The following is a 24,320-nucleotide window of genomic DNA, read 5'->3' on the forward strand; positions in this document are numbered from 1 at the left end:
ACAGGGACGTGACGTTCGCCATGAACGGCGCCGGCCGGTTGTGGGGGCCGCGGGGAGCTGATCAGCTGAAGGCTCCGCACCACATCCAGCTGGAGGCCCCGTTGTTCACTTCCGTGGACGATGTCACCGCACGTCTGGCCGAAACCGGTTATCTGGCCTCGCCCGCGGTCGCGACCACCGTGTTCCTGGCGGCCCGGCTCGGCAAGCCGCTGCTCGTGGAGGGCCCCGCGGGCGTCGGCAAGACGGAGCTGGCGAAGGCGGTCGCCGCGATCAGCGACGCGCGCCTCATCCGCCTCCAGTGCTACGAGGGCGTCGACGAGTCGCGCGCGCTGTACGAGTGGAACCACGCCAAGCAGCTGCTGCGCATCACCGCGGGCCGCGACGAGTCGTGGGACCGGACGCGCACCGACATCTTCAGCGAGGAGTTCCTGCTGGCGCGCCCGCTGTTGAGCGCGATCCGCGGCGACGACGCGAAGGTCCTGCTCATCGACGAGATCGACAAGGCGGACGTGGAGGTGGAGGGGCTGCTGCTCGAAGTGCTCTCCGACTTCCAGGTGACGGTGCCGGAGCTGGGCACGATCAGCGCGACGCGCCGCCCCTTCACCGTCCTCACCTCGAACGCGAGCCGTGAGCTGTCGGAGGCGCTGCGCCGGCGCTGTCTGTTCCTGCACATCGGCTTCCCCGAAGAGGACCTGGAGCGCCGGATCGTCGCGCTGAAGGTGCCGGAGCTCGACACGGTCCTCGCCGAGTCACTGGTCCGGGTGGTGGGCGCGCTGCGCGCGATGGATCTGCGCAAGGCGCCGTCGGTGGCGGAGACGGTCGACTGGGCGCGCACGCTGCTCGCGCTCGGTGCGGACCGCCTCGACGAGGAGGTCGTCCGGCAGTCCCTCGGCGTCGTCCTCAAGCACCAGGAGGACGTGACGACGGCCACGGCCAAGCTCGACCTGGACACGGTGTGAACACACCCTCGGTCGCGGACCGGGTGACGTCGCTGGTCCGGACGCTGCGCACGCACGGCATCCGGATCGGCACGGGCGAGAGCGTGGACGCCGCGCAGGCCGTGGCGGCGCTCGGCCTCGACCGGCGCGAGCATCTGCGCGAGGGGCTCGCCGCGGCGCTCCTGCACGACCAGGGCCAGCGCGCCGTCTTCGACCCGGTCTTCGACCTGTACTTCCCGCGCGAGGTCGGGGGGCCGGGGCTCGCGGACGGCGCGTTCGACCGGGAGGGTCTGCGCGAGCGGCTCGCCGAGGCCCTGGCCGCGGGTGACCGTGCGGCGATGGAGCGGCTGGCCGCCGAGGCGGTCGAGGGGCTCGGCCGGTACGACGCGGACGGTTTCTCGTCGATGCAGGCCCTCGACCGGCTGCGGCCGCAGACCCTGCTCGCCGGGATCATGGCCGGTCTCCGGGGGGCGGGCGGTGGGGGTGGCTCCGGCGCGTTCACCGACCGTATCGAGGCCGACGAGATCCGGCGCCGTATCGAGGAGTTCCGCGAACAGGTCCGCTCCGAGGCACGCCGCCGGGTCGCCGAGCGGCGCGGCACGGACGAGATGGCCCGCCGCGTCCCCGTACGGACCCCCGACCGGACCGTGTTCCTCTACGCGGGCAAGGAGCAACTCGCCGAGCTGCGCCGGACCGTGCATCCGCTGGCCCGCAAGCTGGCGACCCGGCTCGCGGCCCGCAGGCGCCGGGCCGCGCGCGGCCGTATCGACCTGCGCCGTACGCTGCGCGGCTCGCTGTCCACGGGCGGTGTCCCGATGCGTCCGGTGCTGCGCAGGCGCCGCCCGGCCCGCCCCGAACTCGTGCTGCTCTGCGATGTGTCGGGCTCGGTCGCCGGGTTCGCGAACTTCACGATGCTGCTGGTGCAGGCCCTGCACGACGAGTTCAGCAAGGTCCGGGTCTTCGCCTTCGTCAACCGGATCGACGAGGTCACCGACCTCATCGCCCGCGGCGCCGCCGACCCTGAGGGCCTGGGCGGGCGCATCGCCACCGAGGCGACCGTCACCGGCTGGCACGGCAGCAGCGACTACGGCACGGCCCTCGGTGAGTTCGTCGAGCGCTACGAGTCGGCCGTCGGCCCGCGCACCTCGGTCTTCGTCCTGGGGGACGCCCGCACGAATCAGATGGACCCGAACGTCCCGGCTCTGCGCCGCATCGCCCGTGCGGCCCGCCGCGTCCACTGGTTCAACCCCGAGCCCCGCTCCCTGTGGGACACGGGCGACTCGGCGGCCGGTGCGTACGGGGACGTCGTGGCGATGCACGAGTGCCGTACGGTGCGTCAACTGAGCACGCTGGTGGGGCGGTTGCTGCCGGTCTAGGCTGCTTCACCGAGCCAGGTGAGGGCCGCGACGACGAGTGCTTCGACGCCGGTGTTCAGGGTCGGCTCGACGAGCGGCGCGAAGTGCGGCGAGTGGTTGCTCGGCAGCGCGTCGAGGCGGCCCTCCTGGAGGGCGCTGACCACCGTCTGCGTCTCGAGTCCGCCCCAGAACCAGAACACCGTGGGCACGCCGAGCGTCTCGCCAAACACGCCGACGTCTTCACTGGCGTTGACCTGCGGCATCGTCATCAGACGCTCCTGCCCGAAGTGCGCGGCGAACGCGGCCATCGTGGTCCGGGTGCTGTCGGGGTCGCTCACGAGGGCGGGCGCGCTGGCGCCCCACCGGAAGGTGGGCTCGGCGACGGCGGCGCTGGCCTGGGACTCCGCGCGCACGACACGCTCCAGGGCCGCGCGGACCACGGTGCGGACCTGCGGGGTGTAGGTGCGGATGTTGACACCGAGCTCGGCCGTGGCCGGGATGATGTTCTCCTTCGTGCCGGCCTGGAGACGGCCGACGGTGACCACGGCCGTCTCGGCCGGGGGCACCTCCCGGCTGACGATGCCCTGCAGCCGGGTGACGACGTTCGCGGCCATCAGCACGGGGTCCACGGACGCCTCCGGGCGCGAGCCGTGGGCGCCGCGGCCGTGGAGGGTGATGTCGACGGAGTCCGAGGCCGCCATGACCGGCCCTGTGCCGTAGCCGATGAAGCCGGCGGGCAGCGGGCCGACATGCTGGCCCAGCACGATCTCCGGCTTCGGGAAGCGCTCGAAGAGGCCGTCCGCGACCATGTCACGAGCGCCGCGCACGAGTTCCTCGGCGGGCTGGAACACGACGAGCAGCGTCCCCGACCACTGGTCGCGAGCCTGGGCCAGCAGGGCGGCGGCGCCGACCAGGCAGGTGGCGTGCATGTCGTGCCCACACGCGTGCATGACCGGTACGTCACGGCCGTCGGCGTCGACGCTGCGGACCCGGCTCGCGTAGGGCAGGCCGGTCAGCTCCTCGACGGGCAGGGCGTCGATGTCGGCGCGGAGCATGACGACCGGCCCGTCCCCGTTGCACAGCACCCCGGCGACGCCGGTCCCGCCGAGCTTCTCGGCGACCTCGTCGAAGCCCGCGTCGCGCAGCCGCCGGGCGAGCAGGCCGGCCGTCCGCGTCTCCTGGAGCGACAGTTCCGGGTGCTGGTGCAGGTCCCGGTAGAGGGCGGCCAGATCGTCCTGCATCGTGGCCAGCCCCGCGGTCACCGTGTGTGCCATGCTCCAGCCTCCTCGCGCGCCGATGGGGGGCACGCTACTCCCGTGATGATCATGTCGCCAACGCTCCGCAAGGGGCCACTGCTCACCGGTCGGGGGCCGACCGGCCCCTGTTGCGGGGCGCCGGGGACCCAGCATCGTGGGGGAAAGCCTTTTCCCGCACGCACCACTTCAGCCCCTGCACACGGCACCAGCGAAGAGTCGGCCGCGGCTGCACCCGACGGTCTGCCCTGCACGCCGGGCGGGCCCGTACGTGAAGCAGCCCACCAAGGACGGTGACATGCCGACGGAACTCACGGTTCTCCTCGTGGACAATCACGAGGAATCACTCTTCGCCCTGGAGGGCGCCCTCGCCCCGCTCGGCTGTCCCACCGAGCGGGCGCAGAGCGGCGAGGAGGCGCTCAAGGCGGTGCTGCGCGGCGGCATCGACCTGATCATCCTGGATGTCGTCATGCCGGGCATCACAGGGCTCGAGGTGGCCCGGCATCTGCACCGCCTCGACCAGACGGCCGACATCCCCGTGATACTGCTGACCGGCCTGTTCCGGCACGCGCAACTCGCCGAAGAGGCCTACGAGTTGCAGGTGACGGACATCCTCACCAAACCGCTTGACCCCTGGATGCTGCGCGTCAAGGTCGCCTCCCATCTGCGGTATCTGCGCCGCATCAGATCACTGGAGGCGCAGGTCGCGGCGGCCACCCCCGCTGAAGACGCCGCACGTCGCCCGCGTAGGCCCAGCCCTTCGACCCGTCGGGGCTGACCGACCGGGCCATCAGGCCCGTCCGCCCGGTCAGTACGTCACGCGCCGGCGGCTCGCCCGGCTCGCACTGCCGTCGGCCGCGTCGCTGCGGTCCGCGGGGGCCGAGCGCCCGGCCAGGGTCCGGAGGGCGGCAAGGCCCGCGAGGACCGTCTCGCGGTGGGCCGCCGACGTCATCCAGTCGGGCAGCCTGGGGAACATGTCCCAGGACGACGGCGTGCACCCCCGTTCCCTGAGGCGCGCGCCGATGTACCCGGTGAGCGCGTCGACGTGCTCGGCGTCGTACGCCCACAGGACGCGGCCCGCGCAGCGCGTCTGCAACCACAGCGGGCGGCCGAAGTACGGTTCGGCCGGGCCGCCGAGGGTCACTCCCACCCGGGCCCCTGCGCGCCGCTCGGGCTCCCACTCCCCCGTCGCCCCGCACCCCGCGCAGGCCAGCCGGCGCGGCAGGAACAACAGATCCGAGTAGTACCTCAGCGGGCCCCCGCCGGGCCGGGGCACGACGACGGCGCGGCCGCCGCAGCGCGGGCACACCACGAGGATGCGGCTCGCGAACCGGGCCAGTGGTGTGCCCCTGTCGGCGTGACGGTGCTCGACATCCATGCGACCTCCCGAGGACGCCCGGATCGTACGCGACGCTACGTCCCGGCGCCCCCGTGGATCGGCCCCCGCGCCTCCGCCAGGGGCGCGCCGGTGCCGCCCCGTCGCACGGCGACGATCTCCGCTCCGATCGACATCGCCGTCTCCTCCGGTGTGCGGCCGCCGAGGTCGAGGCCGATCGGGGAGCGCAGGCGGGCGAGGGCGGGCTCCGGGACTCCGGCTTCCCTGAGCCGGGCGAGCCGGTCCTCGTGCGTACGGCGTGAACCCATCGCGCCTACGTACGCGGCGGGCAGTCGGAGCGCCACTTCGAGCAGCGGCACGTCGAACTTGGCGTCGTGCGTGAGGACGCACAGCACCGTCCGCTCGTCCGTGTCGGTGGCGCGGAGGTAGCGGTCGGGCCACTCCACGACCACCTCGTCCGCCTCCGGGAAACGGGCCCGCGTCGCGAACACGCCCCGCGCGTCGCACAGCGTCACGTGGAAGCCGAGGAGCTTGCCCACCCGGACCAGCGCGCCCGCGAAGTCCACCGCGCCGAACACGATCATCCGGGCGGGCGGCACGCTCGACTCGACGAACAGGATGACGTCGCCGCCGCACCGCGCCGAGCTCTCCGGCACCTCGCAGACCCCCGTCGTGCCGAGATCGAGCAGGGCGCGGGTCTGCGCGGCGAGCCCGGGGTCGTCGCCCGAACCCAGAGCGCTCTCGTACGAGCCGTCGGACCTGACCAGCAACAGGCCGCCGCCGCCCGCCAGTTCACCGGGCCCGTCGAGGACCCGCGTGAGCGCCACCGCCTCCCCGCGCGCCGCCGCGCCGAGCGCCGCCTCCACGACGGCCCGGGACGGGGAGTCGGAGCCGACCGGGACGACGTGCACCTCCACGGCGCCGCCGCAGGTCAGCCCCACCGCGAACGCGTCGTCGTCGCTGTAGCCGAACGACTCGCGCCGCACCGTCCCGTCCCGCAGGGCGTCCACGCACAGCTCGTAGACCGCACCCTCGACGCAGCCGCCGGAGACCGAGCCGATGACCTCGCCTGCGGAGTCGACGGCGAGGGCCGCGCCGGGCGGCCGGGGCGCGCTGCCGCTCACCGAGACGACGGTGGCGACAGCGAACTCCCGGCCCTGCGCGGCCCATTCACTCAGCTCGACGGCGAGGTCAAGCATGCGTTCCGTCCCGCCGCGCCTCGCCGAGCAGCACCCGGTCGGGGCGGATCGGCAGATCGCGGTGGCGGACGCCGGTCGCGTGCCACACCGCGTTGGCGATCGCGGCGGCCGTGCCGACGATGCCGATCTCGCCGATGCCCTTGATCCCTACGGGGTCGTCGGGGTCCGGGTCGTCGATCCACTCGGCCTGGAGGTCCGGGACATCGGCGTTCGCGGCGACGTGGTAGCCCGCGAAGTCGGCGCCGACGTGCCCGCCGCTCGCCTCGTCCCGCACCGCTTCCTCGTGCAGCGCCATGGAGATGCCCCAGGTCATACCGCCGGTGAACTGGCTGCGGGCGGTGAGCGGGTTGATGATCCGGCCCGCCGCGAAGACACCGAGGAGTCGCCGTACCCGTACCTCTCCCGTGGCGACGTCCACCGCGACCTCGGCGAACTGCGCCCCGTAGGAGTACCGCTCCTTCTGCGCGAGAGCGGCGATCAGCTCGGCGGTGTCGGTCCGGGCGGTGATCCCCTCCTCCGGGATCTCGCCGGGGGCCAGCGGCAGGCGTTCGCGCAGTTCACGCGCGGCCGCCATGACGGCCCAGCCCCAGGACCGGGTGCCCATCGAGCCGCCCGCGACCCAGGCGGGCCCGAAGTCGCTGTCGGCGATCCGCACCCGGACCCGCTCGGGCGTCACGTCGAGGGCGTCCGCGGCGATGAGGGTGAGGGCCGTACGGGCTCCGGTGCCCACGTCGGACGCGGTGATCCGGACGGTGAAGGTGCCGTCCGCCTCGGCGGTCACGGACGCCGTGGAAGGCGCCGCCCCCGCGGGGAACGTGGACGCGGCCGTACCCGTGCCGATCAGCCAGCGGCCCTCGCGGCGCACCCGCGGGCGCGGGTCGCGGTCCGCCCAGCCGAACCGGCGCGCGCCCTCCTCGAAGCAGCCGAGCAGATTGCGGCTGCTGAACGGCAGCCCCGACACCGGACCCACCGAGGGTTCGTTGCGGGCGCGCAACGCGATCGGGTCCATGCCCAGCTTCTCGGCGAGTTCGTCGAGCGCGGACTCCACGGCGAACGAGCCCGGGGCCTCGCCCGGCGCCCGCATCCAGGTGGGCGTCGCCACGTCCACCGGCACGACCCGGTTGACGGTGTGGTGCGCGACGGCGTCGTACATGCTGCGACCGAACCCGGCCCCGCCCTCGACGAACTCCCGCAGGTTCGACGTGAGGTTCTGGTGCTCGTGCCCGAAGGCGCGCAGCCGGCCGTCCGGGTCGGCGCCGAGCCGCACCCGCTGCGCGGTGGGGCTGCGGTAACCGGTCGTCGCGAACACCTGACGCCTCGTCAGCACCACGCGCACGGGCCGCTGAAGCTCCGTCGCGGCCATCACGGCGGCCACGTGGTGCGCCCGCAGACCCTTGGAGCCGAAGGCGCCGCCGACGTGCTCGGAGCGGACGTGGACGGCGGACAGGTCCAGGGAGAACAGGTTGGCGAGGTCGTCGGCGATCCACTTGCTGCCCTGGTTGGAGTCGAAGAGCTCCAGGCGCCCGCCCTCCCAGCGCACGGTCACCGCATGCGGCTCCATGGCGCCGTGATGCTGCTCGGGCGTCGTGTAGGAAGCGTCCAACACCACGGCGGAAGCCGCGAGTTCGGCGTCCAGGTCACCCTTGACCGCCTCCATCTCCTCGGGCGTGTAGACACCCGGCCGGTCGGCGTAGAAGGCGACGTCGTGCGGCTCCTCGTCGTACCCGACGACGAGCGCCTCGGCGGCCTCCCGGGCCTGCTCCGGCGTCTCGGCGACAACCAGGGCGACCGGCCAGCCCGCGTGCGGCACCCGGTCGTGCTGGAAGACCTCGACGATCGGGTCCGGGCGGCCGAGCGCGCCGACGACGTCGTCCTTCACCCGCGGCGCGTTCTGGTGATGCAGGACGGTCAGGACGCCGGGCAGGGCACGGACCGCCTCGTCGTCGATCGCGGTGACGCGGCCGCGGGCCACGGGCGACAACACCAGCCAGCCGTGGGCGAGTTCGGTGAAGGGGATCTCGGCCGCGTAGCGAGCGGCGCCGGTGACCTTGTCGACACCCTCGATCCGGGTGTGCGCGACACCGACCGCGTCCGATTTGGAAGTGGTGGACTTGGTCTGCGTAGTCATCGGGCTGCCTCCTGCGTGAGTTCGGTCAGCTGCGCCACGACGAGGTTGCGCAGCAGCGTCACCTTGTACGCGTTCTGCGGCAGCGGCTCGGCCGCGGCGAGCTCGGCGTCGGCGGCGGCCGCGAAGGCCGTCTCGTCCGCGGGCCCGCCGATCAGCGCGCGCTCCGCGGCGCGGGCCCGCCACGGCCGGGACGCGACCGCGCCGAAGGCCAGGCGCACGTCCCGTACGACACCGTCGTGGACGTCGAGGGCGGCGGCCACGGACCCGATGGCGAAGGCGTACGAGGCGCGCTCGCGGACCTTGCGGTAGCGGGAGTGGGCGGCGACCGGCGCGGGCGGCAGGGTGATCCCCGTGATGAGCGCGCCGGCCGGCAGCGCGGTCTCCAGGTGCGGGGTCGAGCCGACGGGCAGATAGAAGTCGGCCAGCGCCAACTCCCCGGCCCCCTCGGCCGTTTCGTAGTGCACGACCGCGTCGAAGGCGGCGAGCGCGACGCCCATGTCGGACGGGTGTACGGCCACGCACGCCTCGCTCGCGCCGAGGATCGCGTGGTTGCGGTGCTCGCCCTTGATCGCGGGGCAGCCGCTGCCGGGAACCCGCTTGTTGCACGGCTTGCTGACATCGGTGAAGTAGCCGCAGCGGGTGCGCTGGAGCAGATTGCCGCCGACGGTCGCCATGTTGCGCAGTTGTCCGGACGCCCCGGCGAGCACGGCCTGCGTCAGCGCCGGGTAGCGCCGCCGCACGTCGGGGTGCGCGGCCAGTTCGCTGTTGGTGACGGTGGCCCCGACGCGCAGCCCGCCGTCCTCGGTCGACTCGACGCGCCCCAGGGGCAGTTCGCGTACATCGACCAGACGCGCGGGGCGTTCCACGCCCGCCTTCATCAGGTCGACGAGGTTGGTGCCGCCGCCGAGGAAACGGGCGTCGGGGTCGGCGCCGAGCACCGCCACGGCGCCCGATACGTCGAACGCCCTCTCGTAACCGAACTCCTTCACGCCACCGTCTCCTTCGTGTTCTCGGCGGCCTGGGCGACGGCCCGTACGATCGACACGTACGCGCCGCAGCGGCACAGGTTCCCGCTCATCCGCTCCCTGATCTCCTCGGGGGTCAGGGGTGGCGGTCCGGCCTCGGGCCGGACGTCCTCGGTCGCGGCGCTCGGCCAGCCGTCGGCGTGCTCCTGGAGGACGCCGAGGGCCGAACAGATCTGGCCGGGGGTGCAGTAGCCGCACTGGAACCCGTCGAGCTCGACGAACGCCTGCTGCACCGGGTGCAGTTCGTCGCCGTCCGCGACGCCTTCGATGGTGGTGATCTCGCGGCCCTCGGCGGCGACCGCCAGCGTCAGACAGGACACGGCGCGGCGGTTGTCGACGAGCACCGTGCAGGCGCCGCACTGGCCCTGGTCGCAGCCCTTCTTCGTGCCGGTCAGATCGAGCCGCTCACGCAGGGCGTCGAGCAGGGTGGTGCGGTGGTCGACGGGCAGCGTGTACTTCTCTCCGTTGACGTGCAGGGTGATCGAGCTGGACGTAGAGATGCCCGCTGGAGCCATGAGCAGCCTTCTTTCGCGTATCCGGTGCGAGGAGAATCAGCGCTGTGCAGAGAGGATGGGTGGGGTCAGGCGTCGGATCCGGCCGTGGTCGCCGCTATGGTGGGGTCGGCACGAAGCGGACACCTGTCCACTCTGTGGTCACGACCGTAGTGGACAACTGTCCGGTCAGCAAGGACTTAATCCGCGCCACGGCCGAAGGAGGAGGCGTGCACCATCCGAAGAAGCAGTCGGCACTGCGCTCCGACGCGCAGCGCAACCGTGAGCGCATCCTCGAGGTGGCGCTGGCGGAGCTGACACGCTCGGCGGACGCGCCGCTGAGCACCATCGCGCGCAAGGCGGGCGTCGGCCAGGGCACGTTCTACCGCAACTTCCCGAGCCGGGAGGCGCTCGTCCTTGAGGTGTACCGGTACGAGGTGCAGCAGGTCGCCGAGACGGCGGGCCAGCTGCTGTGCTCCCGGCCGCCGGAGGTGGCGCTGCGCGAGTGGATGGACCGGCTCGCCCAGTACGCCATGGCCAAGGCGGGGCTCGCCGACGCGCTGCGCGAGGCGACGACGGCCCGCGGCACCTTCAAGAGCCTGTCGCACGGCCCGCTGACCGAGGCGGTCACGCTGCTGCTCGCGGCGAACGCGCGGGCGGGCACGATCCGGCCCGGTGTCACCCCGGACGACTTCATGCTGGCGATCGCCGGCCTGTGGCTGGTCGACCCGCACAGCGACTGGCAGTCCCGCGCGGGGCGTCTGCTGGACCTGGTGATGGACGGGCTGCGGGCGGGGGCGCCGGGGCCCTCCGGATCTCCGGGGACTCCGGGGACTCCGGCGGACGAGTAGCGGCCCGACGTCCTACGACCGCTTGCGGGGCTTGCCGCGCTTGCCGGCCTGCTGCTTGCCGGTCTGCTGCTTGCCGCCCTGCTTGGTGCCGGGCTTGGGGCGGCCGGAACCGCGGGCGGGCGCCCTGCGGGCCCCCGCGGCGGCGGGCTTCTTCTTCTCCTGCGGGGCCGGTGCCTGAGCGCGCCCGCGGGAGCTGTTCACCGTCCGGCCGCGCACGATCCCGATGAAGTCCTCCACCTGCTCGGTGGTCCGCTCCTCGGGCCAGGCCAGCGCGATGTCCGAGCCGGGCGCGTCCGTGACCGTCCGGTAGGTGAGGTCGCGGCGGTGATGCAGCCGGGCCAGCGACTGAGGCACGACGAGCAGGCCCACGCCCGCCGCGACCAGCTCGACGGCGTCGGCCGTGGTGGCGGGGCGCTCGAAGGCGGGCTGCCCCGGCGGCCGCTCCCAGTCCATGACGTCGTCGAGGGGATGCTGCACGATCTCGTCGGCGAGGTCGGCCAGGGTGATCTCCTCCACCGCGGACACGACGTGGTCCTTGGGGACCAGCACGACGGTGGTCTCGGTGTAGAGCGGGATCGCGCTGAAGAACGTACGGTCCACGGGCAGGCGCACCAGGCCCGCGTCGGCGTCACCGCGCCGCAGCACGTCCGCCGCCTCGGCGGCGGCCACCGGAACCAGGGTGAGCGGGGTGTCGGCCAGCCGCTCGTTCCAGATCCGGACCCACTTGGCGGGGGTCGCTCCGGGAACGTACGCGAGCCGGAACGAAGGGGTCGCCGCGGGGGTCTTTTCCGTGCCTGTCACGGAGCAAGGCTACCCGGCCCGGCCGGGCGTGGTCGGGCGTGTCCCCCGCGCTCGATACCCTTGACCTCATGAGTTCGCATCAGAGCGCCCAGACCATGAAGCCCGCCACGGCGGCGAAGAAGCTGGGCGTGTACCTCGAGGCCACGCCCGCCGAGTTCCGTGAGGGCGTCGTCTCCCGCAGTGAGCTGAGCGCGCTGCAGGCCGAGCCGCCGCAGTGGCTGCTCGATCTGCGGGCGAGCGGCCCGCACCCGCGTCCGGTGGTCGCGGAGAAGCTGGGCATCTCCATCGCGGGCCTGGCCCGCGGCGGTGTCACCGAGCCGCTCACCACGGAGCAGATCGACGCCCTCAAGGACGAGAACCCCGAGTGGCTGCAGAAGGAGCGGGCCACGCAGTCGGAGGTCCGCAAGGAGAACGTCCGCGTCAAGAAGCTCCACGCGGAGCAGGCGGAGAAGCGGGCCCAGCAGTCCTAGAGCTCCGTACCTGTACGTGCAGACCGGCCGGGACATTCGTGTCCCGGCCGTTCTGTCGCGTCCCCCGGGTCGTCGGTGTCGCGGCGCAGCGCCAGCAGGCCCGCGAGGAGCAGTGCCACGAGCACCGCGCCGGACGCGGCGGTCCAGCCGCCGGACTCGATGAGGGGCGCGGCGAGCGCGGAGCCGACGACACCCGCAAGGAAATAGAGCAGCAGATAGACGCCGCTGAGGCTGCCGGCGCGGCGGGGGTCGACCCCGAGGATGCGGGTCTGGTTGGCGGCCTGCGCGGTGAAGCAGCCCGCGTCGACGAGGGCGAGGCCCACCGCGGTGACGGCCGGCCGGTCCAGGCCGGTGCAGAGCAGCGCGGCCCCGGTGGCGGCCACGGCCATGCTCGCGCAGATCACCAGCCGCGGCCCGAACCGGTCACCGAGCCGGCCCGCCACCGGCAGCGCGGCGAAGCCGAGAGCCCCGGCCAGGCTGTAGAGGCCGATCGCGGCGGCGTCGAGCCCGTACGGGGGCTGGGCGAGGCGCACGGTGAGCGCGACCCAGACGAGGCTGAACGCGAAGTACCAGAGGCTGCCGGTGAGCACGGCGCGGCGCAGCGTCCGGTGGCGGCGCAGCAGTCCGGGCAGCGCCGTCAGCGTCGCGAGGTAGCTTCCCGTCGGCGCGGGCCGCTCGTCCGGGAGCCGCAGCCAAGCCCCGGCCGCGCACAGCAGGACGAGTCCGGCGAAGGTGAGCAGCATGCCGCGCCAGCCGAGCGCGTCGGAGAGGGCCCCGCCGACGAGACGGCTGAGCAGTATCCCCGCGGACATTCCGGCGGCCACGAGCGCGACGGCCGCTCCGCGCCGCTCGGCGGGCACGCCGCGACCGGCGATCGTCGAAGCCCCCGCGCTGACGCTCGCGCCCGCGCCGATGACCCCGTACGCCACGAGCAGCAGCCCGAGTCCGCCCGCGCTCGCGGCGAGCACGAGACCGGCGGCGAGGAGGACGAGCTGACCCGTGACGAGGCGGCGGGGCGCCGCGCGGTCGGCCAGCGGCAGCAGGAACGCGAAGCCCGCGATGCAGCCGGTGAGCGCGGCGGTGGTGACGAGGCCGATGGCGGCGGCGGAGGTGCCGGTGGAGCGGGCGACGTCGCCGAGGGCGGGCTGGACGGCGTAATTGTTGGCGAGGGCGATCCCGGCCGTGCAGGCGAGCAGTCCGACGCCGCCGCGGCGCAGGCTCATGACGCTCCCCCGCGCACCCTGCGGCCGGCGGTCGGCCGGGGGCTCACGGCGCCTCTCCGCGGACCAGGACGACGGCGTACCGGCACTCGCGGTCCGTGGCGTTGATGAAGGCACACGGCGCGGGCCGACCGAGTTCGACGGTGTCCCCGGCGTCCAGTTCGTGCACGGTCTCCCCCTCGTGGAAGGTGAGACGGCCGTCGATGACCCAGACGATCTGCCGGTGGAACGCGAACGCGGCGGCGGGATACGGGACATGGGCCCCGGCGGGCAGCCGGATCTCCGCCACCTCGGCCGGGAATCCGGGGCCCGAGAGCTGGCGTCGGACGTACCCGGTCTCCGGGTCGAGCCACCGCGGGGTCGCGTCCGCACGCCGCACCCGCTCCGGGCCGTCGTCCGGGTCGAGCAGCGTGGCGACGCTCAGCTGAAACGCCGCCGACAGCTTGCCGAGGACCACGGCGGTCGGATTGCTCTCGCCCCGCTCGATCCGGTTGATCATCGCGCGCGACACCCCCGACGCCTCGGCCAGCTCCGACAGCGTCCAGCGGCGCCGGTCCCGCTCCGCCCGGATACGGCTGCCGATCCGCGCGACCAGGGGGTCTACGATGTTGGACATGAATCCACCATACGAGACGGGGGCCCGGGCGGTGACGGTGCGCCCGGCGCTTTCCCGGGACCTCGACGCGGTCCTCGCCATCCGCAACCACGCCATCGAGCACGGGACGGCTCTGTGGACGGACACGCCGCAGACACGCGAGGAGGGCGCGGCCTGGCTCGGCGCGCACCTGGGGCGCGGTTCGGCGTACGTGGCCGAGCGCGGTGGCGAGGTCGTCGGGTTCGGCGTCTACGGCCCCTGGAAGGACTACTCGGGCTTCCGGCACACGGTCGAGAACTCGGTGTACGTGGCCGACGGCCACCACGGCAACGGCATCGGCTCCACCCTGCTCGGCACGCTCGTCACCTCCGCCCGGGCGGCGGGCCTGCACGTCATGATCGCCGGGATCGAGGCGGGCAACGCGGCGTCGGTCCGGCTCCACGAGCGCCACGGGTTCGAGCACGCGGGCACGGTGCGTGAGGTCGGCACGAAGTTCGGGCGCTGGCTCGATCTGACCTTGATGCGGCTGCAGTTGAGCTGACCGCCGCACGGGCTGCTTACCGGGGCGGCGTGTCTGTCGCTAGCGCGCGCGGTCGAGCGCCGTGTCCAGGGCCCGTCGGGTGGTCTCGGGCAGCGGCCCGCCGTTGGCCCACTCGACCACCTGCCCCGCGACGTCCCGGAGCTTGGTGTTGGTGTGCTGCGAGACGTCCTTGAGGACGTCCCAGCCCTGCTTCGGCGCGAGGCGGCCGACCACGATGACGACGCCTATCGCCTGGTCGACGACGATGTGCGACGCGATGGCCTGGCGCAGCTGCCGCACCTCGGCCTGCAGCATGGTGATGCTGTCGACCTGCTCGTCCCCGTCCACCGCTGCTCACCACCCCTGCTGTACCCCTGCTGTCGCCGACCGAAGTCCCGACGATCCCGGGCCGGGGGCAGCTTCCGCGACACAGTCAGCGAACAGTTCCGTGGGCGGCTGTCCAGAAAACGAACTTTTCGCGCCCGTTCCCTCCTCTGCGGCGTACCGGAGAGCTGTCCGGGAGCCGTAGGCTCATCGAAGAAGTACCGGAACGATGCGCACGAGGTGAAGGTGTCATGCAGAGCTTGCACTTCGACAGCAGTGACATCGGGGAGACCGAGGAGTTCCTCAGCAAGGCCTACGCGCGGATGCGCATCGGCAACGGGACCCCGGACGCCAGCCGTGCGCAGATCCGGCGCGACACCATGCCCGGGGTGAGCGTCGACGAACTCGATCTCGACTTCGACATGAACTACGCGGTCACGCCGCTGGGCAAGATCTGCCTGTGCGTCGTGCACGAGGGCACGATCCAGGACCACGGCTTCGCCGGGGTCGAGGACGCGTTCGGCCCCGGTGACGTGGTGTCCTTCGCCCCGCCCGAACTGCCCTACCAGGGCCGTATCTGCGGCGCCCGCTACAACATCACGATGCTGGATCCGGCCCTGCTGAGCCAGGTCGCCGGCAACGACCCGAACGCGAAGCCGGGCCCCGTCCGCCTCACCGGGCACCGGCCCACGTCCGCCGCGGGGGCCCAGCACCTCAAGCGCACGATCATCCACGTACGCGATGCCGTCCTGGGCGATCCGGAGGTGGCGGCGCAGCCGCTGGTCGCGGCCACCGCGAGCCAGCATCTGGCCGCCGCCGTGCTGGCCGCGTTCCCCCACACCGCGCTCACCGAGCCGACCTCCACCGACCGCAACGACGCGCGTCCCGCGTCCCTGCGCCGCGCCCTGGCGTACATGGAGGAACACGCGCACGAGCCGATCGGCCTGGCCGAGATCGCGGCCGTGGCGCATGTCACGGTCCGCGGCCTCCAGTACGCGTTCCGCCGCCACCTCGACACGACGCCGCTGGCGCATCTGCGCCGGATCCGGCTCTCGCTCGCCCATCACGAGCTGCTGAACGCCGATCCGTCGAAGGGCGCCACCGTCACGGCCGTCGCGGCCGGTTGGGGCTTCTACCATCCCGGCCGGTTCGCGTCTCTTTACCGCGCGACTTATGGGTACTCGCCTCACCGCACCCTCGTCGGCCACTGAGGAACACCGGCCGCGCCCGTCCCCACTCCCCTGCCCCCGGAGGACTACTTGACGTCACATGATCCGCGCCCGCAGCCCGCGACGGACGAGCAGGTGTCCGCCGCCCGGGAGAAGGCATACCTGGAAGCCCAGGTCGCCCACCTCAGCCAGGTGGTGCACGGCCGCGCGGTCGTGGACCAGGCCGTCGGTGTCCTCCTCGTGCTGGGACGGATCACACCGGCCGGAGCATGGGACGTCCTGCGCGAGATGTCCATGCGGGCCGGTATCCCGTTGCGGCAGGTGGCAGGGCATCTCGTCGCGTACGCGCGTACCGGCGAACTCCCGGACGCGGTCCGCGGGGAACTCGAGCGGCACATCGGCGCGGCACGCCAGCCGGGCCGGATGCGCGCCGCCCCCCGCAGCGCGCCCGACGGCCCCCCAAGCGTGCCCGACGCGGCGGAGGGCGGACCGATGAAGACCGTCGGCCCGCCGTCAACGCACCAGTGACCGCGGCTCACCCCGTACCGGTGACCGGGGCGGTTTCGGGTGGGAGCGCCCCGGCGTTCTCCGGCGGGGTGTCCTGCCACCGGATGCGGGTGCCGCACAGGCAGACGACGGCCGCGGCTCCCGCGACGACGCCCAGGCCCCACACCAGGCTGCTCGCGTTCGCGACGAACCCGATGAGCGGCGGCCCGGCGAGCAGCCCCGTCGTCCCCATGGCCGCCACGAGGGCCAGTGCGTCGGAGCCCTGCCGGGCCGCGGCGACGTAGACGCAAGGGGTGACGGCCGCGATGCCGAGGCCCACACAGGCGAAGCCGGCCAGAGCCGTCGCGACGCCACCGCCGACCAGGGCGAAGGCGAGCCCCGCGGTGGCCAGCGCGCTGCCGGCGACGACGACCCGGCCGTCGCCCCAGCGGCCGCGCCAGCCGTCGGCGAAGACCCGGGCGAGCACCATCATGGCGGAGATCACGGCGATGCCGAGCGGCGCCAACTGGTGCGAGGCGTCGGCGACATCCTGCATGTAGAGCGTCGACCAGTCGTTCATGGCGCCTTCGGTGACCGTGCCGAACACCATGGCGCAGCACATCCACAGCACCGCGCGCGAGGGCATGGCCCGCTTGCGGCGCCACCCCTTCTTCTCCTTCTCCTTCTCCTTCTCCTTCTCCGTCGGCTGTGCGGGGGCGTCGTCGGTGAGCAGCCCGGTCCTGGCGTACACGCCGAGCAGCAGGAGGAGGACGGCGGCGACGGCGAAGTGCGCGGGGACCGAGGAGGTCCAGGCGTTCATCCGGGAGGCGAGCAGGGCCGCGAGCAGGGACCCGCCGCTGAACGTGGCGTGCAGACGGGCCATGGTGGTGCGCTCGAACCGGACTTCCAGGGCGGCCCCCTGGGCGTTCATGGCGACGTTCAGGCAGCCGACGAGGACGCCGTCGACCCCCAGGACGAGGAGAGCGAGGGGGTAGTTCGGTGCGGCGGCCAGCGCGAAGAGCAGCACGGCGAGGCCGAGCGCCGACAGCAGGGCGAGCCGCCGCGAGCCGAGCCGCCGCATGAGCGGGTCCACCAGCGGGAACGAGACGACCGCGCCGATCCCCGCGGCCATCAGGAGAACGCCCACCTCGGCGGCGGAGAGGCCGAGTTCGTGCTTGAGGGCGGGGATGCGCGAGGCCCAGGTCGCGTACTGGAACCCGAGGGAGCAGAACAGCGCGGCGATCGCCCACTGATGGCGGCGGAAACCTTCCGGGGCGGCGGGAACAGCGCCGGCCGCGCCAGCGGAGACGTCAGAGACAGGGGACACGCGCACCACTCACTTCAGCACCGCTCACTCCGACACCACTCACTTCGACAGCACTCGTTTTCAGGGACAGGGACATGTAGACGGCGTTCGCGCCGTACTCGCCGCCGGGGGCCACGACCCCGGGATGCGGGGTGAAGCCGCGCGCCGACCAGAACGCCTCCGTGCCGCCGACGGAGACCAGGGAGACGCGGTCGTACGCGCGGGAGCGTGCGGCCGCGCAGAGGTGGCGCAGGAGATGGCGGGCGAGGCCTCTGCGGCGCAGTTCCGGTGCGATCACGAGGTCGTGGAGGTGCAGATTGCGGGTCGGCACGGCAGTCCGTCCGGCGGCCGACCGGGCCCGCCGCAGATCCGGATAGGCACCGTGCGGATACGGCAACGCCAGTACGTAACCGCCGAGTTGACGGCCGGCGTACAGGGCGAAGCAGGTGTCCGGCGAGGTGTCCCGCCACGCGCGCAGTGCGGCCTGCCCCTCCGTCAGCCCGAGCCGGCTGTACGCCCGTGCCTCCAGGGCGGTGATGGCGGTCCAGTCGCGGTCGGCGATTAGACGGACGCGGACGGCGTCGTTCATGGGCGCCCGCCGACGCAAGCGTGCGGGAGCGGCGCGAAGCCGTTGAAGCCGCGGGTCATGTAGCTGGTCGCGTAGGCGCCGCTGGAGCGCACCTGCACGGGGTCGCCGGAGCGCAGGTCCTTCGGCACCCGGACCAGGCCGGGAAAGGCGTCGTCGCTGTCACACGTGGGGCCCGCCACGCGGGCGAGGACCTGCTCGGCGCCCGGGTGCGTGGGAAAGACGAGCGGGTACTGCAACGCGTCCGTCTCGTAGAGACCGTTGAACCGGCCCACGCTGAGGTACAGCCAGTGCCGGTCCACGCCGTCGGGGCCGCGGCGCCGGGTCAGGCGCACCACCTCGGCGTGGACGGTGCCGTGGTCGGCGACGAGGTGACGGCCAGGCTCCACGACGAAGGCGAGGTGGTCGCCGTGCAGGTCCCTGAGCTGCCGCATGCCGTCGCGGAGCACGGCGAAGATCTTGTCCAGCGGCGGGTCGAGGGGCGTGCCGTGCCGGTCGGCGTAGCCGAAGGCGGGCAGGCCGCCGCCGAGGTTGACGTGGTCGAGGACGAGTCCGTGCCGGCGCGCCGCGGTCAGTGTCCCGGCGAGGTCGGCGAACGCGTCCTGCCAGGCGTCCGCCGTCATCTGCTGCGACCCCACGTGCACGGACAGCCCGGCGGGAGCAAGCCCCAACTCACGTGCTGTGCACAGCACTTGGACGGCATCCTCCGGGGAGCACCCGAACTTCTCGCTCAGACCCCACAGCGCCCCGGCGCCCGAGGTCGCGAGCCGGCAGAAGACGCGGGCCCCGGGGGCGTGCGCGGCGACGGCCCGCACGTCCTCGACGCTGTCGGTGGCGTAGTCGCGGATGCCCAGGCGGTGGGCGTGCGCGATGTTCCCGTCGGACTTCACCGTGTTGCCGTAGTGGATCCGCTCGATCGGGACACCCGCGCTCAGGGCCTGCGCGATCTCCTGGGGACTGGCCGCGTCGGCTCCGATCCCGCGCCCGGCCAGGTACCCGAGGACGTCGTCGACGGGGCACGCTTTCAACGCGAACCGCACGCGTACGTCCGGGAGTTCGCGCAGCAGCGCGTCGCACTGGGCGCCGATCCCGTCGAGGTCGTAGACGAGCCGGTCGTCGGCGGTGGCGGCGGCCGGCTCGCGGTGGAGAGGGCCCGTCGCCACAGTGGTCGCCGTCATCGGGCCGGCTCCGCCACATGTATGGACGCGGGTACGGGTGTGACGCGGGCCGCCCGGACCAGTGCCTCCCAGTTCTCCGTCAGCAGGGCGAAGTCCTCCATGTCGCGGCGTGCCTCGTCGAGCAGCCGCTCGCGCCGGTCCGCGAGGTGGTCTGCCAACTCCGCGTACCGGCCGCCGAGTTTGCGGTACGCGGCATCCAGGACGTCGAGCCGCCGTATGTTCTCCGCCTGGTCGAGTCCGGTGCTCTCGCGGACGAGGCCGGCGATCACCTCGGCGCGCACCTGCCCCCGGTCGTCCAGGAGCGCTTCGCCGGCCTCGGCCATCCGCTCGTAGACGTGGTGGAGATACAGCATCGACAGCAGGAACTTCGCGTAACGCGTCTGGTAGGCGAGGAACCCCGGGCCCGTTCTGCGTTCGCCGGTATAGAAGTTGACGATGTCGCGGTTGTGGAGCACCCCCGGCAGCGCGGCGTCGTGGACGAGGTGGATGAGGAAGTAGTCGCTGCCGATGGTGTCGGTGGCTGGCGGCAGGGGCACGCGTTCGTGCACGTCGTGGAAGGCGATGTTGCACATGTCGACCCGCATCGGATCGACGAGCGTGAGCAGCGAACGGTCGTGCGTGAACGGCTCGGTCCCGGCGCCCAGGAACGATTCGGCCGCGAGCTCCGCGCGCTGCTCGGCCGTCCAGTGTCCGGGCGCCCACAGACCGACGATGTCGGCGTAGACGGCGGGGTCGAGCGCCTGGATCTCGGCGATGTCCACGGACGGTTCACCGACGAAGGAGGCGCCGACCATCGCGACACGGCGGTCCTGGGCGGCGGTGGTCAGGGCCGTCTCGTCGACCGCGGTGGCGGCGTCGGCGGCCCGGCGGCCGAGGGTGCGCAGTTCGTGATGGACGGGGAAGACGGGGGCGCCGCTGACGCTCTGGTAGCGGCTGTCCGAGTCCCTGCGGTGCACGGAGGCGCAGCCGAGAGCGGCCGCGACCAGGAAGGCCCGGTTGGTGCAGGCCCCGTAGGAGACGCGGTCCGGAAGCATGAGGTCGAGCAGGAGGTCGGGCTTGGGGGCGTCGGCCCGCGCGATGACCCTGCGGAGGAAGTCGCGCTGCCGCTCCTCGTCCAGGTGGTGGACGGTGATGCGCGGATCGGCGGGCAGGCCGCGCAGAACGTCCTGGTGCTGTTCGCGTTCGGCCGCGTCGCAGGAGTCCAGGACCAGCAGCCGCACCTCGGCGTCGAAGGTCCCGGCCGCGTACGCCGCTTCCTCACCGAGGGCCGAAAGGGTGTCGGAGCAGGACCTGTTGGTGGGCAGCGTCAGACAGATACGGCGCACGCCGCCTCCTCCGCGACCGCGTCCCGCTGCCGTCCGCTCCAGGACTCCAGGCCGAGCAGCCGGGAACCCAGGTCGGTGAGGTCGGCGGTGCCGTACCGGAGCGCTTCGGGGCGGACCGCGTCGCCGAGCAGGGTCGCGTTCCAGTCCGGGGTGCTGAGCGTGCGCCAGGAGTCGACGCGGGAGCGGCGCAGCGTCTCGTGCGTCTCCAGGGCCGGCATCATCGACAGGTACTGGACGGCCCGGACGCTGGATTCGGAGGTGTTCGGTGCCACGCCGTGCGCCAGCATCCCGTTGAAGATCAGCAGATCACCGGCTTCCAACTCCGGCCGTACGACCGGCATTTCATCCCTGTCGATGCGCGGCCGAATGGGGTCGCGACCCTCGGGCTGCAGGGCGGCCCACCGGTCGAAGCGGCGGAACAGTTCGGGGCAGCACTGGAATCCCCCGGTCTCCGGACTCGTGTCGTTCAGCGCGATGATCCCCTGGACGCGCTGCGGCAGCACGCTGGACGTGGTGTCGACGTCCCAGTGCAGCTCGATGTCGAAGCCCTCCTCCGTCGGCGCGATCAGCTCGCGGGAACGGTTCTTGACGTTCGGCGGGTTGAGATTGAGCCGGTCGAGGGTGACCCACAGCTCCTCGCTGTCCCAGACGTCGACGAACGCGTCGTACACGCGCTGCGCCTGGCGGCTGTCCCACAGGAGCTGATGGTGGTACGCCTCCACGAAACCGTAGACGTGCAGGTCACGGTCGAGATCCGTACGGAACTCCCGCTCCTGGTACCAGGTGTCGGGCCGGTCGGGGTCGAGCCCCTGGAACTCCCACGTGAAGTCGAGGAGTCGCCGCGCTGCCGAGGCCGGTATCGCCTGCTTCACGATGACGTAGCCGTACGTCTGCCAGAACGCGAAGTCCGCCGCGGAGAGCACTCTGAGCGGCCGCGTCTTGCTCAGATGCCGCAGCTGGGTCTGCGCCAGATAGGTCTCACCGTCCGCACTGAGGTACGGGACCTCGCCGGGGGCGCGGTGGAGGTAGGGGGCGGTGGGTGACACGGGGTGTTCCAAAGCTCGTTCCTTCGGTGCGACCGCGTCGGCCGTGAGGCCGACAGGTACGGGAGTACGGGCATCAGGAGGGGCGGCGTCGCGGGGAGGGCGATGGGTGGCCGGCACCTCGGAACGCTCGCGGGGGTGACGGCGCGGGGTGGCCGCGGCGGAGTGCGAACACCTCCGTCGGCGGACCGGCGCCCCCTCAATTTGGACTAGACCAACTGAGGCTGTCAACACTGAGCTTGATGGCGCCACCCCCCGGGCCAATCCGACATGCGCACGTCAGGCACTCTTCCGGAGGGCTTCAACTCGCACCTTGACAAGGCGAGTTCAGGAGGGCGATGTTAGTGGTCTATACCAGGAGGGCGGGCATGCCGCTCCCCGAGAACCCCAGGTCGATCGAGGAAGGCAGGCCTCTACCGTGCATGCTCCGCCAGCGTCACCATCAAGTGCGCGGATTCCGGCCGGATGAAGTCGGAATGGGCTCCGGCCGGCGAGAGACGGACGCGGCTCTGCCCCCGGTAGAGCCAGTCGGCGCTGACGTTGACTATCCGGTGGTCCAGGACCTGGTGCGGGTACGGCACGCCCGTGGGGAGCAGCCGTGTCGAGAACTGTGACACCGGCGCCGGCCCCGTACCGGAATGCCCGATTCCCGGTTGTCCTTCGGCCCTCAGGTGCCAGAAGCCCGTGGCTCTGTCCCAGCGGGAATGTGTCAGCACGAGCGGTCCCCTCAACGGGGCGCCCGGGTTGTCCTCGGAGGGGAAGAGCCCCGCGAAGTGCCGGACGAAGGCATCCCGCGGCGCCGCCATCTGGAAGATCAGCGCGCTGTCGACGGTGAAGGGCTGCCCGGGATCGTACGGCGCGCTCCACGAGAGCACCGGTGGGGTCTCGGCGGCACGCTGCACGGCCTCGCACAGGAAGCGGCCGCCGAACGAGTGGCCCACGAGATGCAGGTACTGGCCGTTGCGATTGGCCAGCACCTCGGGCGCTCGCGGGTCGACGCGCTCGGCGTCCAGATAGCCGAGCAGATGCCCGATGACGTACGGAGCGTGGCCGGCGCCGTCGGCGCTCATGACGTGCGCCCTGTCCCGGATCAGCCGGTAGCCCCCGAGGGTGGGGCGGCTCGACGAGGGCCAGCGCACCACGACAGCCCAGGGCCGGTGTCCGCCGGCCAGCCCGGGATAGTCCCCGGGGTGGGCGGTCGTCAGCTCCACCGCCTGGCCGAGGAGCTTCGTCGCGCTCCGCACGGCGGTCGTGGGAGGGGTCCGCCATCCGTGCACGTACACGTAGATGTCCGTCGCCCACTCGGGGACGCGGAGTCGCCGGTCCAGATGTTCGGCCACTCGCTCCACGGGAACGGGCACGTCCTCCGGCGTCCGCAGCCGGCCCTCTTCGTCGAGGTCGATCACCACCGGTTCCGGAATCATGGTCCGTCGGGCGCCGGCCGTCATGAGGCGAGGTTCAGCCGGCTGTGGAGACCACAGTGCAGCGAGTAGGTGAGCGCCAGCGGGTTGTGGAACTTCTCGGAGAAGCGCTTCACGAGTGCCTGGCTGATCTCGCCCGCGGTGTGCCGCCCCTCCAGGTACAGGTCGAGGAAGGAGTAGGCGTACTCCGACGCGAAGATCTGCGGTATCTCGATCTGCGGACCGAGGACACCGTCCGCCCCGAGATCTATCAGCGCCGCCCCGAGGTGGCCCACGTGCAGATCGGTGGCGGCCTGGCCGGTGTGGCAGGCGTTGAGCAGCACGAACGGCTTGAAGCGCTGCTGACCGCCCCGCAAGCGGCGGCGTCTGCGGGTCACTTTGGCGCCGTCGATCAGATCCGGGTCGGACAGCTTGATGACCAGTCGCCGGTTCCGGGTTCCCTCCTCCAGGAATTTCCCGTGGCACCAGAAGTACATCAGGTCCTCCAGCAGGAACTCATTGCCGAGAGCTTCCAGGAGGTCCTTCGCCTCGGTCCGGACGGTGAGTTCGGACCGTGCGGCCAGAAGGTCGCGTACGTCCGACGCCCGGCCCACTTTGTCGAGGGTGGAGTCCGTGTTCAGACTGGTGACGGCCCTCAGACGCGGCGACACCTTCGCCTGGTCGACCCAGTCGTAGCCGGAACTGGTCTGTTCGACCTGGTGACGATGGCCGAGAAACGCGTCCCACGGATCGATGCCCACGGACGGATCGACGGCCAGCATGGGCCACGGCATGGGGAGATCCGAATCGAAACTGATCCGCAGGTCCTTCTCCTCGGCCAGCGCCCCGAGAAGGAACTCGCGAAGGCGACCCAGGCTTGAGCCCCTTCCGTCGAGCATCACGTCGAGAACGTCGAAGCCCTCATCGGCCAGGCTCTTCACCACGGTCTCGACGAGGGTCGCGTGGTGCGTCAGGTCGGCCTGCTCCGACAGCGGCCGGCCGCCCACGCGCATGCCCGGTCCCGGGGTGCCGTTCGTGTGGTCCACGACCAGGCGCTTCCACTCCGAACGCAGCGTGCCCGCCCGGTCCAGCAGGGTCTGCGGCGCCGTCTCCAGGCGGGCATTGAGCCACTGTTCCCGCGGAGGAAGCCAGGAGGCGTACGTGGTGATCGTCAGACCGTCACGATCGGCATGACGCAGCAGCACGCGCAGATCGCGGTGCACGCCGCCACCCACGGCCTGGCCGGCCCGCGGAGGGGGAATGGTGTACCCCGATGAGGGGTTGCGCACTATTTCGACGGTGAGTTCCTGTGCCATCCGCG

25 protein-coding genes are annotated in these 24,320 nt (G+C 72.4%); 8 read left to right on the forward strand and 17 right to left on the reverse strand.

The window, feature by feature from the left end; genetic code table 11:
- The first annotated feature begins 101 nt into the window (after nt 1-101).
- Nucleotides 102-959: an AAA family ATPase gene (locus ABD366_RS37390; RefSeq protein WP_324768687.1), complete on the forward strand. Its 858-nt coding sequence runs from the start codon at nt 102-104 to the stop codon at nt 957-959.
- On the forward strand, nt 956-2,314 hold the full coding sequence (locus ABD366_RS37395) for a VWA domain-containing protein (RefSeq protein WP_324768666.1): 1,359 nt from the start codon (nt 956-958) through the stop codon (nt 2,312-2,314). Before ABD366_RS37390 ends, ABD366_RS37395 begins: the two co-directional genes overlap by 4 nt.
- Here ABD366_RS37395 and ABD366_RS37400 read toward each other — a convergent pair.
- The gene (locus ABD366_RS37400; protein ID WP_324768664.1) at nt 2,311-3,567 is read right to left on the reverse strand and encodes an amidohydrolase; all 1,257 of its coding nucleotides are present in this window, start codon (nt 3,565-3,567) and stop codon (nt 2,311-2,313) included. The genes ABD366_RS37395 and ABD366_RS37400 overlap by 4 nt on opposite strands.
- 277 nt (nt 3,568-3,844) lie before the next feature.
- On the opposite strand from ABD366_RS37400, the gene ABD366_RS37405 reads away from it, so the two are divergent.
- Nucleotides 3,845-4,324, forward strand: coding sequence for a response regulator (locus ABD366_RS37405; RefSeq protein WP_324768663.1), 480 nt, complete (start codon nt 3,845-3,847; stop codon nt 4,322-4,324).
- 30 nt (nt 4,325-4,354) lie between these two features.
- On the opposite strand, the gene ABD366_RS37410 is transcribed toward ABD366_RS37405, so the two are convergent.
- The 5 genes from ABD366_RS37410 to ABD366_RS37430 are packed head-to-tail and all read right to left on the reverse strand — an operon-like array spanning nt 4,355 to nt 9,749.
- Nucleotides 4,355-4,924: a hypothetical protein gene (locus ABD366_RS37410; RefSeq protein ID WP_324768662.1), complete on the reverse strand. Its 570-nt coding sequence runs from the start codon at nt 4,922-4,924 to the stop codon at nt 4,355-4,357.
- A 35-nt stretch (nt 4,925-4,959) separates the two neighbouring features.
- Nucleotides 4,960-6,081, reverse strand: a complete 1,122-nt coding sequence (locus ABD366_RS37415) for an XdhC family protein (RefSeq protein ID WP_324768661.1) — start codon at nt 6,079-6,081, stop codon at nt 4,960-4,962.
- Nucleotides 6,074-8,209 carry a xanthine dehydrogenase family protein molybdopterin-binding subunit gene (locus ABD366_RS37420; RefSeq protein WP_324768659.1) on the reverse strand — a complete coding sequence of 712 codons (2,136 nt, stop codon included), beginning with the start codon at nt 8,207-8,209 and terminating at the stop codon, nt 6,074-6,076. Before ABD366_RS37420 ends, ABD366_RS37415 begins: the two co-directional genes overlap by 8 nt.
- The gene (locus tag ABD366_RS37425; protein ID WP_324768658.1) at nt 8,206-9,198 is read right to left on the reverse strand and encodes an FAD binding domain-containing protein; all 993 of its coding nucleotides are present in this window, start codon (nt 9,196-9,198) and stop codon (nt 8,206-8,208) included. The genes ABD366_RS37420 and ABD366_RS37425 overlap by 4 nt, the downstream gene beginning before the upstream one ends.
- Nucleotides 9,195-9,749 carry a (2Fe-2S)-binding protein gene (locus ABD366_RS37430; protein ID WP_324768656.1) on the reverse strand — a complete coding sequence of 185 codons (555 nt, stop codon included), beginning with the start codon at nt 9,747-9,749 and terminating at the stop codon, nt 9,195-9,197. The genes ABD366_RS37425 and ABD366_RS37430 overlap by 4 nt, the downstream gene beginning before the upstream one ends.
- A 206-nt stretch (nt 9,750-9,955) precedes the next feature.
- Between ABD366_RS37430 and ABD366_RS37435 the strand changes: the two genes are divergently transcribed.
- Nucleotides 9,956-10,576, forward strand: coding sequence for a TetR/AcrR family transcriptional regulator (locus ABD366_RS37435; protein ID WP_324768654.1), 621 nt, complete (start codon nt 9,956-9,958; stop codon nt 10,574-10,576).
- A gap of 12 nt (nt 10,577-10,588) precedes the next feature.
- Here ABD366_RS37435 and ABD366_RS37440 read toward each other — a convergent pair whose 3' ends face one another.
- The gene (locus ABD366_RS37440) at nt 10,589-11,377 is read right to left on the reverse strand and encodes a LysR family substrate-binding domain-containing protein (RefSeq protein ID WP_324768652.1); all 789 of its coding nucleotides are present in this window, start codon (nt 11,375-11,377) and stop codon (nt 10,589-10,591) included.
- Between the two features lie 68 nt (nt 11,378-11,445).
- On the opposite strand from ABD366_RS37440, the gene ABD366_RS37445 reads away from it, so the two are divergent.
- Nucleotides 11,446-11,847 (forward strand): DUF5997 family protein, encoded by a 402-nt coding sequence (locus ABD366_RS37445; protein WP_324768651.1) that lies wholly within the window; start codon nt 11,446-11,448, stop codon nt 11,845-11,847.
- Here the strand turns inward: ABD366_RS37445 and ABD366_RS37450 are convergent.
- Together ABD366_RS37450 and ABD366_RS37455 are read right to left on the reverse strand one after the other, a co-directional pair.
- Nucleotides 11,844-13,070, reverse strand: a complete 1,227-nt coding sequence (locus ABD366_RS37450) for an MFS transporter (RefSeq protein WP_324768650.1) — start codon at nt 13,068-13,070, stop codon at nt 11,844-11,846. The genes ABD366_RS37445 and ABD366_RS37450 overlap by 4 nt on opposite strands.
- Before the next feature lie 43 nt (nt 13,071-13,113).
- A complete protein-coding gene (locus tag ABD366_RS37455) occupies nt 13,114-13,683 on the reverse strand; it encodes a helix-turn-helix domain-containing protein (RefSeq protein WP_324768649.1) in 570 nt (189 codons plus the stop codon).
- On the opposite strand from ABD366_RS37455, the gene ABD366_RS37460 reads away from it, so the two are divergent.
- Nucleotides 13,682-14,203 (forward strand): GNAT family N-acetyltransferase, encoded by a 522-nt coding sequence (locus ABD366_RS37460; protein WP_324768648.1) that lies wholly within the window; start codon nt 13,682-13,684, stop codon nt 14,201-14,203. The two genes, ABD366_RS37455 and ABD366_RS37460, sit on opposite strands and share 2 nt — an antisense overlap.
- A gap of 39 nt (nt 14,204-14,242) precedes the next feature.
- On the opposite strand, the gene ABD366_RS37465 is transcribed toward ABD366_RS37460, so the two are convergent.
- Nucleotides 14,243-14,530 carry an ANTAR domain-containing protein gene (locus ABD366_RS37465; RefSeq protein ID WP_411293690.1) on the reverse strand — a complete coding sequence of 96 codons (288 nt, stop codon included), beginning with the start codon at nt 14,528-14,530 and terminating at the stop codon, nt 14,243-14,245.
- A 227-nt stretch (nt 14,531-14,757) separates the two neighbouring features.
- On the opposite strand from ABD366_RS37465, the gene ABD366_RS37470 reads away from it, so the two are divergent.
- Both ABD366_RS37470 and ABD366_RS37475 read left to right on the forward strand, forming a co-directional pair.
- Entirely contained in the window at nt 14,758-15,717 is a 960-nt protein-coding gene (locus ABD366_RS37470; RefSeq protein WP_324768646.1) for an AraC family transcriptional regulator, read from the forward strand.
- Between the two features lie 48 nt (nt 15,718-15,765).
- Entirely contained in the window at nt 15,766-16,203 is a 438-nt protein-coding gene (locus tag ABD366_RS37475; protein WP_324768645.1) for an ANTAR domain-containing protein, read from the forward strand.
- Between the two features lie 7 nt (nt 16,204-16,210).
- Here ABD366_RS37475 and ABD366_RS37480 read toward each other — a convergent pair whose 3' ends face one another.
- The 7 genes from ABD366_RS37480 to ABD366_RS37510 all read right to left on the reverse strand — a co-directional run bounded on the left by ABD366_RS37480 (nt 16,211) and on the right by ABD366_RS37510 (nt 24,315).
- Nucleotides 16,211-17,404: an MFS transporter gene (locus ABD366_RS37480; protein ID WP_324768685.1), complete on the reverse strand. Its 1,194-nt coding sequence runs from the start codon at nt 17,402-17,404 to the stop codon at nt 16,211-16,213.
- Between the two features lie 67 nt (nt 17,405-17,471).
- The gene (locus tag ABD366_RS37485; protein WP_324768644.1) at nt 17,472-18,056 is read right to left on the reverse strand and encodes a GNAT family N-acetyltransferase; all 585 of its coding nucleotides are present in this window, start codon (nt 18,054-18,056) and stop codon (nt 17,472-17,474) included.
- Nucleotides 18,053-19,231: a type III PLP-dependent enzyme gene (locus ABD366_RS37490; protein WP_324768643.1), complete on the reverse strand. Its 1,179-nt coding sequence runs from the start codon at nt 19,229-19,231 to the stop codon at nt 18,053-18,055. The genes ABD366_RS37485 and ABD366_RS37490 overlap by 4 nt, the downstream gene beginning before the upstream one ends.
- The gene (locus ABD366_RS37495) at nt 19,228-20,556 is read right to left on the reverse strand and encodes a DUF6271 family protein (RefSeq protein ID WP_324768642.1); all 1,329 of its coding nucleotides are present in this window, start codon (nt 20,554-20,556) and stop codon (nt 19,228-19,230) included. The genes ABD366_RS37490 and ABD366_RS37495 overlap by 4 nt, the downstream gene beginning before the upstream one ends.
- On the reverse strand, nt 20,538-21,614 hold the full coding sequence (locus tag ABD366_RS37500) for a phytanoyl-CoA dioxygenase family protein (protein WP_411293689.1): 1,077 nt from the start codon (nt 21,612-21,614) through the stop codon (nt 20,538-20,540). Before ABD366_RS37500 ends, ABD366_RS37495 begins: the two co-directional genes overlap by 19 nt.
- Nucleotides 21,615-22,012: 398 nt before the next feature.
- On the reverse strand, nt 22,013-23,047 hold the full coding sequence (locus ABD366_RS37505; protein ID WP_324768641.1) for a hypothetical protein: 1,035 nt from the start codon (nt 23,045-23,047) through the stop codon (nt 22,013-22,015).
- Complete coding sequence (locus ABD366_RS37510; RefSeq protein ID WP_324768639.1) at nt 23,044-24,315, reverse strand: CHAT domain-containing protein; 1,272 nt, start codon at nt 24,313-24,315, stop codon at nt 23,044-23,046. The genes ABD366_RS37505 and ABD366_RS37510 overlap by 4 nt, the downstream gene beginning before the upstream one ends.
- Nucleotides 24,316-24,320: the final 5 nt, after the last annotated feature.

This window comes from Streptomyces kunmingensis, from assembly GCF_039533535.1.
In the GTDB taxonomy this organism is placed as follows: domain Bacteria; phylum Actinomycetota; class Actinomycetes; order Streptomycetales; family Streptomycetaceae; genus Streptomyces; species Streptomyces kunmingensis.

What these genes read in the sequence shown, in the direction of transcription:
- ABD366_RS37420 (WP_324768659.1), bottom strand. Translation starts at nt 8,209, where the DNA reads ATGACTACGCAGACCAAGTCCACCACTTCCAAATCGGACGCGGTCGGT.
- ABD366_RS37415 (WP_324768661.1), bottom strand. Translation starts at nt 6,081, where the DNA reads ATGCTTGACCTCGCCGTCGAGCTGAGTGAATGGGCCGCGCAGGGCCGG.
- ABD366_RS37400 (WP_324768664.1), bottom strand. Translation starts at nt 3,567, where the DNA reads ATGGCACACACGGTGACCGCGGGGCTGGCCACGATGCAGGACGATCTG.
- ABD366_RS37455 (WP_324768649.1), bottom strand. Translation starts at nt 13,683, where the DNA reads ATGTCCAACATCGTAGACCCCCTGGTCGCGCGGATCGGCAGCCGTATC.
- ABD366_RS37410 (WP_324768662.1), bottom strand. Translation starts at nt 4,924, where the DNA reads ATGGATGTCGAGCACCGTCACGCCGACAGGGGCACACCACTGGCCCGG.
- ABD366_RS37490 (WP_324768643.1), bottom strand. Translation starts at nt 19,231, where the DNA reads ATGACGGCGACCACTGTGGCGACGGGCCCTCTCCACCGCGAGCCGGCC.
- ABD366_RS37510 (WP_324768639.1), bottom strand. Translation starts at nt 24,315, where the DNA reads ATGGCACAGGAACTCACCGTCGAAATAGTGCGCAACCCCTCATCGGGG.
- ABD366_RS37450 (WP_324768650.1), bottom strand. Translation starts at nt 13,070, where the DNA reads ATGAGCCTGCGCCGCGGCGGCGTCGGACTGCTCGCCTGCACGGCCGGG.
- ABD366_RS37405 (WP_324768663.1), top strand. Translation starts at nt 3,845, where the DNA reads ATGCCGACGGAACTCACGGTTCTCCTCGTGGACAATCACGAGGAATCA.
- ABD366_RS37460 (WP_324768648.1), top strand. Translation starts at nt 13,682, where the DNA reads ATGAATCCACCATACGAGACGGGGGCCCGGGCGGTGACGGTGCGCCCG.
- ABD366_RS37445 (WP_324768651.1), top strand. Translation starts at nt 11,446, where the DNA reads ATGAGTTCGCATCAGAGCGCCCAGACCATGAAGCCCGCCACGGCGGCG.
- ABD366_RS37505 (WP_324768641.1), bottom strand. Translation starts at nt 23,047, where the DNA reads ATGACGGCCGGCGCCCGACGGACCATGATTCCGGAACCGGTGGTGATC.
- ABD366_RS37470 (WP_324768646.1), top strand. Translation starts at nt 14,758, where the DNA reads ATGCAGAGCTTGCACTTCGACAGCAGTGACATCGGGGAGACCGAGGAG.
- ABD366_RS37485 (WP_324768644.1), bottom strand. Translation starts at nt 18,056, where the DNA reads ATGAACGACGCCGTCCGCGTCCGTCTAATCGCCGACCGCGACTGGACC.
- ABD366_RS37430 (WP_324768656.1), bottom strand. Translation starts at nt 9,749, where the DNA reads ATGGCTCCAGCGGGCATCTCTACGTCCAGCTCGATCACCCTGCACGTC.